This is a genomic window from Methylomonas sp. LL1 (genome assembly GCF_015711015.1).
Lineage (GTDB): Bacteria > Pseudomonadota > Gammaproteobacteria > Methylococcales > Methylomonadaceae > Methylomonas.
In genome coordinates this window covers 1,746,277-1,759,561 of record NZ_CP064653.1, presented here as the reverse complement: position 1 = coordinate 1,759,561, position 13,285 = coordinate 1,746,277, and the positions used below count along the sequence as shown (strand labels likewise).

The 13,285-nt window shown below is 52.1% G+C and carries 11 protein-coding genes; 9 read left to right on the top strand and 2 right to left on the bottom strand.

Annotation, left to right across the window (positions count from 1 at the left end; genetic code table 11):
* The first annotated feature begins 27 nt into the window (after nt 1-27).
* A complete protein-coding gene (locus IVG45_RS08255; protein ID WP_196437352.1) occupies nt 28-918 on the top strand; it encodes a glycosyltransferase family 2 protein in 891 nt (296 codons plus the stop codon).
* Complete coding sequence (locus IVG45_RS08250) at nt 915-2,039, top strand: glycosyltransferase family 4 protein (RefSeq protein WP_196437351.1); 1,125 nt, start codon at nt 915-917, stop codon at nt 2,037-2,039. Before IVG45_RS08255 ends, IVG45_RS08250 begins: the two co-directional genes overlap by 4 nt.
* 164 nt (nt 2,040-2,203) lie before the next feature.
* On the opposite strand, the gene IVG45_RS08245 is transcribed toward IVG45_RS08250, so the two are convergent.
* Nucleotides 2,204-2,467, bottom strand: a complete 264-nt coding sequence (locus IVG45_RS08245) for an RNA recognition motif domain-containing protein (RefSeq protein ID WP_196437350.1) — start codon at nt 2,465-2,467, stop codon at nt 2,204-2,206.
* A gap of 255 nt (nt 2,468-2,722) precedes the next feature.
* Here IVG45_RS08245 and IVG45_RS08240 point away from each other — a divergent pair, with 255 nt between their 5' ends.
* From IVG45_RS08240 to IVG45_RS08220, 5 genes are all read left to right on the top strand, one after another.
* Nucleotides 2,723-3,256: an SRPBCC family protein gene (locus tag IVG45_RS08240; RefSeq protein ID WP_196437349.1), complete on the top strand. Its 534-nt coding sequence runs from the start codon at nt 2,723-2,725 to the stop codon at nt 3,254-3,256.
* A 375-nt stretch (nt 3,257-3,631) separates the two neighbouring features.
* Nucleotides 3,632-4,642 (top strand): isocitrate/isopropylmalate dehydrogenase family protein, encoded by a 1,011-nt coding sequence (locus IVG45_RS08235; RefSeq protein WP_196437348.1) that lies wholly within the window; start codon nt 3,632-3,634, stop codon nt 4,640-4,642.
* 21 nt (nt 4,643-4,663) lie between these two features.
* Nucleotides 4,664-5,296 carry a Uma2 family endonuclease gene (locus IVG45_RS08230; RefSeq protein ID WP_196437347.1) on the top strand — a complete coding sequence of 211 codons (633 nt, stop codon included), beginning with the start codon at nt 4,664-4,666 and terminating at the stop codon, nt 5,294-5,296.
* Between the two features lie 12 nt (nt 5,297-5,308).
* Nucleotides 5,309-7,867, top strand: coding sequence for a bifunctional aconitate hydratase 2/2-methylisocitrate dehydratase (acnB, locus tag IVG45_RS08225; RefSeq protein ID WP_196437346.1), 2,559 nt, complete (start codon nt 5,309-5,311; stop codon nt 7,865-7,867).
* Nucleotides 7,868-7,965: 98 nt separating this feature from the next.
* Nucleotides 7,966-9,090, top strand: a complete 1,125-nt coding sequence (locus tag IVG45_RS08220) for a sensor domain-containing diguanylate cyclase (protein ID WP_196437345.1) — start codon at nt 7,966-7,968, stop codon at nt 9,088-9,090.
* Between the two features lie 257 nt (nt 9,091-9,347).
* On the opposite strand, the gene IVG45_RS08215 is transcribed toward IVG45_RS08220, so the two are convergent.
* Nucleotides 9,348-9,908, bottom strand: a complete 561-nt coding sequence (locus IVG45_RS08215) for a YbhB/YbcL family Raf kinase inhibitor-like protein (RefSeq protein WP_230874807.1) — start codon at nt 9,906-9,908, stop codon at nt 9,348-9,350.
* A gap of 182 nt (nt 9,909-10,090) precedes the next feature.
* Between IVG45_RS08215 and IVG45_RS08210 the strand changes: the two genes are divergently transcribed.
* Nucleotides 10,091-10,837: a protein-L-isoaspartate(D-aspartate) O-methyltransferase gene (locus IVG45_RS08210; RefSeq protein WP_196437344.1), complete on the top strand. Its 747-nt coding sequence runs from the start codon at nt 10,091-10,093 to the stop codon at nt 10,835-10,837.
* Between the two features lie 3 nt (nt 10,838-10,840).
* Nucleotides 10,841-13,279, top strand: a complete 2,439-nt coding sequence (locus IVG45_RS08205; RefSeq protein WP_196437343.1) for an SAM-dependent methyltransferase — start codon at nt 10,841-10,843, stop codon at nt 13,277-13,279.
* The last annotated feature ends 6 nt before the right edge of the window (nt 13,280-13,285 follow it).

The following is a 13,285-nucleotide window of genomic DNA, read 5'->3' as shown; positions in this document are numbered from 1 at the left end:
AGTGTTTAGTTGCCCCGAGTACCGTTAATGAATTTTCCATATTTACCTCCTTCCCCAGTGATTTCGATATTGCTCCCATGCAAAAATGGGGGGGCGGCGCTTTCTGCCGCCTTGAACTCGGTTTTATCCCAAACTTTTTCTGATTTTGAGCTGATTTTTCTAGACGACGGATCAACGGATGGTTCCTTGGATACAGTAAAGTCTTTTAGCGATCCACGAATCAGGATTGTTACAGACGGAACTTCGAAGGGCTTGGCCGCTCGCCTGAATCAAGGGGTTAGCCTAGCCAGCGGCAAATACATTGCCCGCATGGATGCCGATGATGTCTGCTTTCCTGATCGCCTAGCCAAACAGGTGGCGTATCTCGAGATCCACCCCGAGATTGATTTGTTAGGATGTCGTGCTGTAGTGTTCCGTAACCCGGCCAATGTCGTCGGACTACTCCCGTTTGCCGCCACTCATCAAGCTTTGTGTTCTCAAACATGGCGAAACATCCCGCTCCCTCATCCTACCTGGATGGGGCGGCGGGAATGGTTTTTGCGGTATCCTTATCGATACCCGGAAGTGCTGCGGGCCGAGGATCAGGAATTGCTGCTTCGAGCTCATTCGTCCAGTCGGTATGCTTGCCTTGACGATATCCTCTTGGGTTATCGACAGGGAAAGTTTCAGTTTCGGCGTACTTTCCTGGCCCGTAGAACCTTATGTTGGGCGCAATTGAAGTTTTTTTGGGGGCAGGGTGATTGGATTAGCTTTTTAATGGCGTTGGGTTCATTCCTGGTTAAGTCTGCTATTGATGCAATTGCATCGATTCCGGGAGGAGAATCCCTATATTTTCGGCGTATGGGGGAGCAGCCGTCTCATTATGCCGTCGAGCAACTTCAGGCCTCTTTAGCTAAAGTCAAGGTGGCTTCATCATGAGACCACGGTTGTTGTTCTTGATTACCGAGGATTGGTTTTTTTGTTCGCATTTCCTTGCTCGAGCAATGGCTGCTCGCGACGCCGGTTATGATGTTTTAGTTGTTGCAAGAGAGCGGGACAAGGCCGACTTGGTTCGAGCGCAAGATATGAAGTTCATTGCGTTAGAGTTTTCCCGGAAATCCCTCAATCCGCTTAGCGAATTGAGAGTCTTTTTAGCGATTCTCGAAATTTATCGTCGGGAGAAGCCCACTCTCGTTCACCATATTGCCTCAAAGCCGATACTCTACGGTTCACTTGCCGCTCTTCTTACGGGGATCCGTGGGATTGTCAATGCTCCGGTCGGGATGGGATATGTCTTTTCCTCAAACGATTTAAAGGCTCGCCTGCTTCGACCTTTTCTAAAATTCGGTTATCGTTTATTAATCAATCCTCGGGGAAGCAAGGTTATTTTCGAGAATCAGGATGATCTTGGGTCTTTTGTTCAAGAGGGAGCTGTCAGGCCCGAGGATGCTGTGTTGATCAAGGGGGCTGGCGTCGATCTGAGCGAGTTTCACCCATCCACAAAGACTACCGGAGAGGTTGTCGTCGTGCTGGTGGCAAGAATGCTTAAGGATAAAGGCATTATGGAATTTATTGAGGCCGCCAGGATATTGAAGCAACGCGGGGTAGTCGCCCGTTTTGTCTTGGTAGGAGATATCGACCAACATAATCATGCTGCTATCGATAAATCCGTTTTGTTGCAATGGAGTGCACAAGGTGTCGTTGACTGGTGGGGGCACAGGTCGGATATTCCGGAAGTGTTGCAACAGGCCGATATCGCATGTTTACCTTCATATCGGGAGGGTTTGCCAAAAGCATTGCTGGAAGCAATGGCGGCTGGATTACCTTGTGTGGCGACCGATGTGCCAGGTTGCCGGGAGGCAGTCAGGGATGGGGAGAACGGCTTGCTGGTGCCGGTACGCAATCCCGAAGCACTTGCTCTTGCGCTTGAGCAGTTAATAGCCGATCCAAGGCTCATGCACCGATTGGGGCAGCGTGGACGGCAGCGCATCGAACAAGAATTCTCAACGGAACACGTGGTCGCGAAAACCCTGTCGCTTTATAAAGAAATGCTTGGATGACGCTGTATTTAATGTAGTGGGCGCGGCGGGATCGATCCAAGCAAGGCTGTATCGGGCGGGGTCAAAAAAATGAAGGGTAGCGGTTGGAGTCGAGATAACGGGCCAATTTTTCCCATGCTGCTTTTCTGTCAGGTGTTAGTAGTGTCAGGCGGTACAGAGGAGGTTTAATCATTTGTGTCGCCGCTTGTTTTCGCCTCGGCTTTTTTGACGCGGATTTTGCTGCCGTCGACTTCCTGGTTGTTGAGTAGTTTGATTGCAGCCTTGGCTTCGCCGGGCTTGGGCATCTCAACAAAACCAAACCCCTTGGAAACACCGGTCTCTTTATCTAGGACCAACGAGCAAGACTGCACCGTGCCGTGTTCCTCGAACATTTTCCGTAATTCTGCTTCAGTTGTGATGCGGGGAAGATTGCGTATCAATATTTTCATGGAATCGGCTGCTTATTTATCAAGTGCGGAAACTATACAGCTTATTCATAAATCATTCATGGCTAATAACGATGGCACCCGATGGGTGGCTAGAGTTTATGTTGGTTGCGGGTTGATATTTTGCACGCTTCCTGCTGATTCGGAATTAACCTGGTCCAGCGAATTCGTTGTGCGGGTTAGCAAATAGACTATGGTGCGCGAGTGGGTTATTTTGATCTATAATACTGTTTTTGTTGGTTAAAATAGGGGTGTGTCATGTTGGACTTGATTCTAGTTCTAATTTTAATCGCTGTTGTAGTGTTTGTGATAGTCGTAGCCAGGCAACCGGCTGATTTTCAAGTAACCCGATTCGCCACCCTGTCCGCGCCCGCGTCGGTTGTTTTTGCTCAGGTTAACGATTTACACAAATGGGATGCGTGGTCGCCCTGGGCGAAACTCGATCCGGCGGCCAAAAGTGTTTTTGAAGGGGCGGAAGCGGGCGTCGGTGCCATTATGCGCTGGTCCGGCAATCACAAGGTAGGCGAAGGCAGTATGACGATTATTGAAAGTCGCCCGGATGAATTAATCCGCTTTAAACTTGAGTTTTTGAAGCCTTTCAAGGCAAGCAATACCGCGGAGTTCACGTTCAAGCCGGAGGGCAATCAAACCGTCGTGACTTGGAGCATGTCCGGAAGCAATAACTTCATCGGCAAAGCCATGGGTTTAATCATGAATTGCGACAAAATGGTTGGAACCCAGTTCGAACAGGGCTTGTCGGCAATCAAAGCGATAGTGGAAGCGGGCGGGTAGCTCCACTTGCACCGATATGGGCATGATCTGTTGTTTATTGGTGCGGGATACATTGGAAAAACGCCCCCTATTTCAGGATTTAAAGGGCACGCTTGATCGGTATGTATTTTGCTTATTAGTTGCCAATACTACAAGGTTGCTTGTTCTATCGTGGAGTCCGGTTCTTCGACTCGAAGGATGATTCGCTCCTTTTTTCACAAAATCACTCTCCAGCCGGAGATGGGGATAAACCACCCGCGCCTGAAATGGCGCTGAATAGTTATTCTGCTTCTAGTCTTGGCGAAAAGCTATTAGTGGTCAGGCGGTTCGGTCGCTGTCCGTCAACCTTGAAAATGTGTATGATTAATAGTTTTTTAAACCCTCAGGAGAGAGTGAATGCATAACGTCACGTTGATTAAAGGTGATGGTATAGGTCCTTCGATTATGGATGCCGCGGTTGCGGTGATTAATGCATCCGGCGCGAAAATCAACTGGTTGGAAGCCGAAGCCGGCATGTCGGCGTATGAAAAAACCGGTAACCCGTTACCGGATGCCACCATGGAATTAATCGACCAAACCCGCGTCGCTTTCAAGGGCCCGCTGACCACCATGGTGGGTGAGGGGTTTAGAAGTATCAACGTCGAATTGCGCAAAAAATACGATCTCTACGCCAATGTGCGTCCGGCCAAAAGCTGGCCGGGCGTCAAAACCCGTTATGACAATGTCGATATCGTGGTGGTTCGCGAAAACACCCAGGGCTTGTACGTCGGATTGGAACATTATCTGACCCCGAAAAAAGACATCGCCGAGAGCTTGGCGGTGGTCACCAAGGACAGTTCCGAGCGTATCGTCGAATATGCCTTCAAATACGCCATCGACAATAACCGGAAAAAAGTCACGGTCTGCCACAAAGCCAATATTCTGAAATTTACCCAGGGGTTGTTCCTGAACACGGCTCGGGAAGTGGCGAAAAAGTATCCGCAAATCGAGTTCGACGAAAAAATCATCGATGCCGCCTGCATGCACATGGTAATGAAACCGGAGCAATTCGATGTGGTGGTGACGACCAATATGTTCGGCGATATTTTGTCCGATTTGACCGCCGGCTTGGTCGGTGGCCTGGGCCTGATTCCCGGCGCCAATATCGGCGCGGATGCGGCCTTGTTCGAAGCCGTGCATGGCAGCGCGCCGGATATCGCCGGCAAAAATATCGCCAATCCGACTGCCGTCATGATGGCCGGGGTGATGATGTTGAACCATTTGGGCGAACACGAAGCGGCTACCCGCATGCAAACCGCCATCGAAAAAGTCGTCAACGAAGGTGTGTACGTTACGCCGGACCTGAACTCCAATAGCCAATACGGCACGCGGGAAATGGGGCGGGCCATCGTCGATGCGATGAAATAACCCAGTTAGAGGAGGGCGGTCATGAGCGCACAACCACGGTTCAGGCAAACCTGGATTTCGGTCGAAGATTATCTGGCGGCGGAATTGCTCAGCGAGATCAAGCATGAGTATGTCGACGGGCAGGTGTTTGCCATGACCGGCGCCAGCCTCAATCATGATCGGATTGCTGGCAATGTATTTGGCGAATTGCGTAATCACTTGCGTAACAAACCTTGCGAACCATTTACTTCCGATGTCAAAGTCAAGGTTGGCATGCATTTCTTTTACCCTGACACAATGGTGGTTTGTGACAATTCTACAAAACATGAGTATTACACTGAAACCCCGGTGCTGATCGTCGAAGTGTTGTCAAAATCCACCCGTCGCCGCGACGAAACCCTCAAACGCCGCCTATACCAAACCATTCCAACCCTGCAGGAATATGTGCTGATCGAGCAGGACATCGTCGATGTCGAAGTCTGTCGCCGCAACGAGGGTTGGGTTTCTAATCATTATTTTCTCGGCGACGAAGCGCGCTTTGATTCGGTAGACGTGAATCTAAGCGTCGCCGAGATATATGCCCGGGTCGATAACGAAGACATGCGGGCATTTATTGCAGAATCTCAAACAAATCAAGCAAACGTGGACTTGGGCCGCGCTGCCGATACTTTTTAATCAGGAATCATCATGCTGGAGCACTACCGAAAACATGTCGCCGAACGCGCTGCCGAAGGCATCGTTCCCAAACCGCTGGATGCCGAACAGGTTGCCGCGTTGGTGGAATTATTGAAACAGCCACCGCTTGCCGAAGAAGATTTCTTGCTGGATTTACTGGCAAACCGGGTGCCGGCCGGGGTCGATGAAGCGGCTTATGTCAAGGCAGCGTTTCTGGCCGATGTGGCCAAAGGTGTCGCCGTGTCGCCCATCCTTACAGCCGAAAAAGCCACCGAATTATTGGGAACCATGCTGGGTGGTTACAACATCGCGCCGTTAATCGAATTGCTGGATAACTCGGCTCTAGCGGCTACCGCCGCCAAGGCCTTGTCGCATATTTTGCTGATTTTCGACGCCTTCCATGATGTACAGGAAAAGGCCGAAGCCGGCAATGTTTACCCTAAGCAGGTATTGCAATCCTGGGCCGATGCCGAATGGTTCACCGCCAAGCCGGAAGTGCCGCAAAAACTCACCGTGACGGTGTTCAAGGTCAGCGGCGAAACCAATACCGACGATCTGTCGCCGGCGCCGGATGCCTGGTCGCGGCCGGATATTCCGTTGCACGCCAAAGCGATGCTGAAAATGCCGCGTGACGGCATCACCAACGCCGAGCAGCAAATCACCGAACTGAAAGCCAAGGGTTTTCCGGTGGCTTATGTCGGCGACGTGGTCGGCACCGGTTCCTCGCGTAAATCCGCCACCAATTCGGTGCTGTGGTTCATGGGCGACGATATTCCGTTCATCCCCAACAAACGCGCCGGCGGAGTCTGCATCGGCGGGAAGATCGCGCCTATCTTTTTCAATACCATGGAAGACTCGGGCGCGCTGCCGATCGAGTGCGATGTCACCAAGATGGCGATGGGCGATGTAATCGATATTTATCCTTATCTCGGTTTGGTCAAACGTCACGACAGCGACGAGGTGGTTTGTGAGTTTCAACTGAAAACCGAAGTGATTCTGGATGAAGTCCGCGCCGGTGGCAGGATTCCGCTGATCATCGGTCGCGGCTTGACCGATAGGGCTCGCAAGGCTCTGGGTTTACCGGCCTCGACCGTGTTCCGCCATTTGGCGACGGTAGCCGAGACCGGCAAGGGCTATACGCTGGCGCAAAAAATGGTCGGCAAGGCTTGCGGCGTGGACGGCGTGCGGCCGGGCAGTTATTGCGAGCCGCGCATGACCACGGTCGGCTCGCAGGACACCACCGGGCCGATGACTCGCGATGAATTAAAAGACCTGGCTTGCCTGGGTTTCTCGGCCGATTTGGTAATGCAGTCCTTTTGTCATACCGCCGCTTATCCGAAACCGGTTGATGTGCAGATGCAGCATACCTTGCCGGATTTCATCATGACCCGTGGCGGCGTGTCGCTGCGTCCCGGCGACGGCGTGATTCACTCCTGGCTGAATCGGATGCTGTTGCCCGATACCGTCGGTACCGGCGGCGATTCGCATACGCGTTTCCCTATTGGCATTTCCTTCCCGGCCGGTTCCGGTCTGGTGGCCTTTGCCGCCGCCACCGGCGTGATGCCGCTGGATATGCCTGAATCGGTGTTGGTGCGTTTCAAAGGCCAGATGCAACCCGGCATTACCCTGCGCGATTTGGTCAACGCGATTCCTTATGCGGCAATTCAGCGCGGCTTATTGACCGTCGCCAAGCAGGGCAAGAAAAACGTGTTTTCCGGACGTATCCTGGAAATCGAAGGTTTGCCGGATCTAAAAGTCGAACAGGCCTTCGAATTGTCCGACGCCTCAGCCGAGCGTTCCGCCGGCGGTTGCACCATCAAGCTCAACGAAGCACCGATTCGCGAATATCTAAATTCCAACATCACCTTGTTGAAATGGATGATAGCCGAAGGTTACGGCGATGCCAGAACCATCCAGCGCCGCATCAAGGCGATGCAGGATTGGCTGGAAAATCCGGTACTTTTGGAAGCCGATAAAGACGCCGAATACGCGGAAATCATCGAGATCGACCTGAATCAAATCACCGAACCGCTGCTGGCTTGCCCGAACGACCCGGACGACATCAAACCCTTGTCGGAAGTGGCCGGCACCAAGATAGACGAGGTGTTCATCGGCTCCTGCATGACCAACATCGGCCATTTTCGCGCCGCCGGCAAATTGCTGGAAAAAGCCGGCGCCTTGCCGACCCGCTTGTGGGTGGCGCCGCCGACCAAGATGGATCAAAACCAGCTGGTGGAAGAAGGTTATTACGGCACCTTCGGCAAGGTCGGTGCCCGCACCGAAATGCCGGGTTGTTCGTTGTGCATGGGGAATCAGGCTAGGGTGGCGGAAGGCTCGACCGTAGTGTCGACCTCGACCCGTAACTTTCCGAATCGCCTAGGCAACGGTGCCAATGTTTACTTGTCGTCGGCCGAGCTGGCGGCAGTCTGTTCGCTATTGGGCAAAATCCCGACGGTCGAGGAATACATGCGGTATGCGGCGACGATAGATGCATCGAGTGCCGACACTTACCGTTATCTGAATTTCAACCAAATCGACAGTTACCAAGCCAAGGCCGATCAGGCCGCTTGATAGGTCCAAGTCTCGATTCCCGGTCGATTCGGGAGTCGAGCAATTTTCAAGAATCCTGCTAATCTTAACCGACCAGTAATTCTCGCTGAGACTGAACATTGGAAGAAGATATCACAACCGAACTGTGTGTGTTGCAAAGCCATCTGGATGGCATTCTGGATCGCGTATATCATAACAGCCTGACTCTGAAGCGCTTGCAAGCCTTCGAAATGCGTTTGTTGGGGCTGAACTCCCTGGCCGAGATGATCGAATTCATTTTGGGCGAAACCAAGGATTTGTTCGACCTGGATATTGTCAGCCTCTGTCTGCTGGACTCCAAGGATGACATCTCCACTTGTTTGGCCAACGACAATTATCAATTCCAAACGCGCGCCGGATTGTTACTCGCCAAGGAGGAGGCTTTGTTCAAGCAACGTTTCGATTTCGCGCACCGGCCATTGCTCGGTATATACCATGCCGAAAATTATGGGAAATTCTTTGATTTGCAATCTCCTAGTCCTTCATCGGTGATACTCGCGCCATTGATCCGGCGCGGCAAATATTTGGGTTCGCTGAATCTCGGCAGTTACCGGCCGGATCGGTTCATTTGCAACATGGCCACCGACTTTATCGAACACTTGGCTTCGGTACTCAGTGTTTGCTTGGAAAATATCCTGACTTTCGAGACGATGCGCCGCACCAGTCTGGTCGATCCTTTAACCGGCGTGAATAATCGGCGCTTTCTGGAACAACGGATCGAGGAAGAACTGGATCGTAGTCAACGCAGCCGCGATCCTTTGTCTTGCCTGTTTTTGGATATCGATTTCTTCAAACGCATCAACGATGGTCATGGCCATCAAGCCGGGGACCATGTATTGGCTTCGGTGGCGGGCGCGATTAAAAAGCAGTTGCGCAGCAATGACGTGTTATCGCGTTATGGCGGTGAGGAGTTTGTCGCTTTGCTGTCGCAAAGTGATCAGGTCAGGGCGGGCGAAATTGCCGAGCGAATCCGGATGGCAATCTCCGCTTTGTCGATTCAGTTTAACCAACGCGATATTCCGGTGACTTTGTCTATCGGCACGGCCACTTTTTTACCGATGGCAGGTAAAATACAGGTAGCCGAAATAGCCGGACAGTTGATTCAGACGGCGGATGCCGCTTTGTACCAAGCCAAGCATAACGGCAGGAATAGGGTTGAAAGCGGCGGGTCAATTGATGTGGCTTGGATTGACAAGGATTGTTAGCAATTTTGCTGAGTCGAAAACAGCGGACAATACTTCTATACGATTAACAGTATTACCAATCTCGACAATCCTAATGACTTGTTTGGCCTTTTGCTGCCAGGGTCGTTTTTACAGTCGATCGGCAGCAATGATTTTTCAGCGCCATGAGTCCTTCGGTGGCAACAACGCACTCTATGACTCTGTCAACAGCCCCAAACCGGCGTGCGCCAACGTTCTCGGCTCTTGGCCGCCGGCTTGTTGGGGTGTCACTCAACCGTTTATTGTTGGCGTTGATAGGTTCCGATCAATTCGGCCTTTTCCATGATATGACCAGCCATGGCTGCTTCCAGTTGGGCTTTGTTGGGCTGATGCAGGTTGGGCAGTTCGATGTCCAACGCATAGAGTTTGTGGAAATATCGATGTCGCCCAATCGGGGGGCAAGGGCCACCATAGCCGCTTTGTCCCCAGTCGTTTTTACCCTGTAGCGTGCCGGCGGGTAAATCGTCGGCGGCCACGCCTTGCGCTAATTCGGTCGCGGTCGGCGGCAGGTTATAAAGTATCCAGTGTACCCAGGTCATTTTTGGTTTGGCTGGGTCCGGCGCGTCGGGATCATCGACGATCAAGACTAGACTTTTGGTATTGGCCGGAAGTCCGGACCAACTTAACGCCGGCGAACTATCACCATTGTCACAGGTTAAGGTTGGCGGAATTTCACCTTGATGAACAAAATCATTCGATTTTAGGATTAGCGGCATGTTGAATTCTCCCTCGGCCAGACCGGTTGCGCTATAAATAAGGCTGCACGCCACTAAAAGAGTGGCGGATGAAACTGAATTCATCGATAACCTGCGTCGGTGTAGCTATTTAATAATGTCATTGAACTGGGCTTAGGCGTTATATTGTCAAACAATAAACCCAAATCGCATGGCTGGCAATCCGGGAAAATCCGCTAAACACTTTCCGCGCGTACAGTTCCATGCCAGCTTTCGTTGACGACGATACGCGTCGGGAGGTTGTGGCTATGAAAAAAACAATGCGTCTGATTTTTTGGCTCATCGTTATCGGCATGATTTTGCTGTTGTTTTCCAGTCATGTTGTTGCCGAAGACGATTTTGAGCAGCAACGGCTAGCCATGGTCGATCAGATCAAGGCCGATGTGGTGTCGACGCGCGATTTCCTGCAACGGGAAGTGCTCGACCAGCGGGTACTCGATGCGCTAAGCAAGGTGCCGCGGCATATCTTCGTCCCGAATAAACAACGTCCCCATGCCTATGAAAACAGACCGCTGCCGATCGGCCATGGTCAGACGATTTCCCAGCCCTATATCGTCGCGGTGATGACCGATTTATTGCGGCTCAAGGCCAGCGACAAGGTGCTGGAAATCGGTACCGGTTCGGGCTATCAGGCGGCGATTCTAGCCGAATTAGCCGATAGCGTTTACAGCATCGAGATCGTGGAACCGCTTGCTCACCAGGCGGCCGAAAACCTGATGCAAAGTGGTTATGACAAGGTTCGTACGCGTATGGGCGACGGCTATTACGGCTGGGAGAGCGAGGCTCCTTTCGACGCCATCGTGGTGACGGCGGTGTCTAGCCATATTCCGCCGCCGCTGATTAAGCAATTGAAGCCTGGCGGACGGATGATTATTCCGGTTGGAGCACCGTTCATGACCCAATATCTGGTTTTGGTAACAAAAACAATTGACGGCGCAATCACGACCCGGCAAATTTTGCCGGTCAGTTTCGTGCCGTTGACCGGCCAGCATTGAGCCATGAACACAAAGCCCCCTTTTGCCATGCTGTTTTCCGTCGGCATGATTTCGGCGGCCGCGCTGGCGTACGAAGTGTTGTTGATGCGGCTGTTTGCCATCATTCAATGGCATCATTTCGCCTTCATGGTCATCAGTCTGGCACTCCTGGGTTATGGTGTCAGCGGCGCGGTGCTGGCATTGAAACGCGAATGGTTGATGCAACACTTTGCCCGGATCTTGGTCGCGAACATGTTGTTATTCGCTGCCGCCGCCCCCTTGTGTTTTCAGCTGGCGCAAGCGATTCCCTTCAATCCGGCTGAAATGCTCTGGGCGCCGGTACAATGGTTGTATTTGTGCGCTATCTATTTGCTGTTGGCGATACCGTTCTTTTTTGCGGCCAATGTCATAGGCTCGGCGTTTTACCAGTATCGGGACAGGGTCTCTTCAGTGTATGCGGCTGATTTACTGGGTGCCGGTGCCGGTAGCTTGGGCATCATCTTGCTGCTGTTTTTAATTTTTCCGCAAAAGATTTTGACCGTACCGATCGTGCTGGCAATGGCCGCCGCGCTGATCGCGGCCAATTATGGTTTGCCTGAGAAGGGGACTATGTTCGGGGCCTGGTTTAGTGCGCCGGTGATCCTCGGCGTGGCGGTGATTTTCATGTTAACCGAGTTTATGACACTGAATGTCTCGCCGTACAAGGGGCTGAACCAATTACTGCGCGTGCCGGGTACCAAAATCATAGCCCGCGATACCAGCCCGCTGGGCCTGCTCAGTGTGGTGAGTAGCGGCATTACCCCTTTGCGCCATGCGCCGGGCCTGAGTCTGAATGCCACCGCCGAGCCGCCCGAGCAACTGGCGGTGTTTATCGACGCCGACAACATATCCGCCATCACCCGCTATAACGGCAATCCGGCAAGCGTTAGCTATTTGGATCAAACCACATCGGCGCTGCCTTATCATTTAAACCGGATCGACGACATCCTGATTCTCGGTGCCGGCACCGGCAGTGATATTTTGCAGGCCCGCTATCATGGCGTTAATCAAATTGATGCGGTCGAGTTGAATGGGCGGATCGTAGCCTTGGTCAAGGAAAAATACGCGGATTTTTCCGGTCATATTTATGCTAGCCCTGGGATCAAGGTCCATGTCGACGATGCACGCGGTTATTTGGCTACTACGAATAAAACCCATAAGCTGGTCAATATTTCCTTGTTGGACGGTTTTGGTTCTGCGGCGGGCCTTTATTCCTTGGCCGAAAATTACCTTTATACCGAACAAGCCATACGAGACTATCTACGCCACCTAAGCCCGGACGGGTTTCTGAGCATTACCCGTTGGATCAAGGTTCCGCCCCGCGATGAAGTCAAATTATTGGCCACGGTGATAGCGGCGCTTAAAAAGGCCGGCATTCAACAACCAGGCCAACAAATGTTGATGATACGCGGCTGGCAAACCAGCACCTTGTTGATCAAAAACGGCGTCATCACTCGACATGAAATCGATAGTTTGAAGCAGTTTTGCCAAGCGCGTGGTTTCGATCCGGTCTATTACCCCGGCATCGCCGAAGCTGAAGTCAACCGCTTCAATATGCAACAGCAGCCTTATCTGTATCGGTCCATCACGGCGTTATTGGGTGATGACAGTCGCGCGTTCATGGCGGCCTATAAATTCAATGTCGAGGTGGCGACGGACGATAAACCCTATTTGTTTCACTTTTTTAAATGGGAAACCCTGCCCGAGGTACTACCGTTATTGCGTAGTGGTGGCGGTTTTTTGTTAGAGAGCGGCTATCTGTTGTTAGTCGCCGCCTTGGCGCAGGCGATATTCGCCAGTCTGATCTTGATCGGATTGCCGTTGTGCTTATGCGGAAACAAGTTAGGCATACAGCCGGGCTCGAGCAATCATTTGAATATCTTGCTGTATTTCTTCTGTCTAGGGCTAGCCTTCCTATTTATCGAAATTGCTTTTATCCAGAAATTCGTCTTGATTCTACATCATCCCTTGTACGCGGTTACCGTGGTACTCGGTACTTTTCTGTTGAGCGCGGGCGCCGGCAGCCATTACTCGCGAAAATACCCGGCGATCGGCAAACGTCCGCCGGTGCTGATGCCGATTGCGGCCATAGCCGGATTGAGTCTGTTATATGTGTTGAATTTCGAGGCTATCGGTGGCTTTGTGTTGGGGCTAGGCTTGGTCGGCCGTTATCTATTGTCGGTGCTGTTGATCGCACCCTTGGGATTTTGCATGGGCATGCCGTTTCCGATGGCGCTGGCTAGACTGAGTCAAACGGCGCCGGCATTGATACCTTGGGCTTGGGGCATCAACGGCTGCGCGTCGGTGATCAGCGCAATCCTGGCGACCTTGATTGCGATGCAGTTCGGTTTTACGGCGCTAATCATGCTGGCGATTGGGTTCTACGGTCTGGCGCTCTGGTGTTTTCCCACGCTGGCAAGATGAAGCATC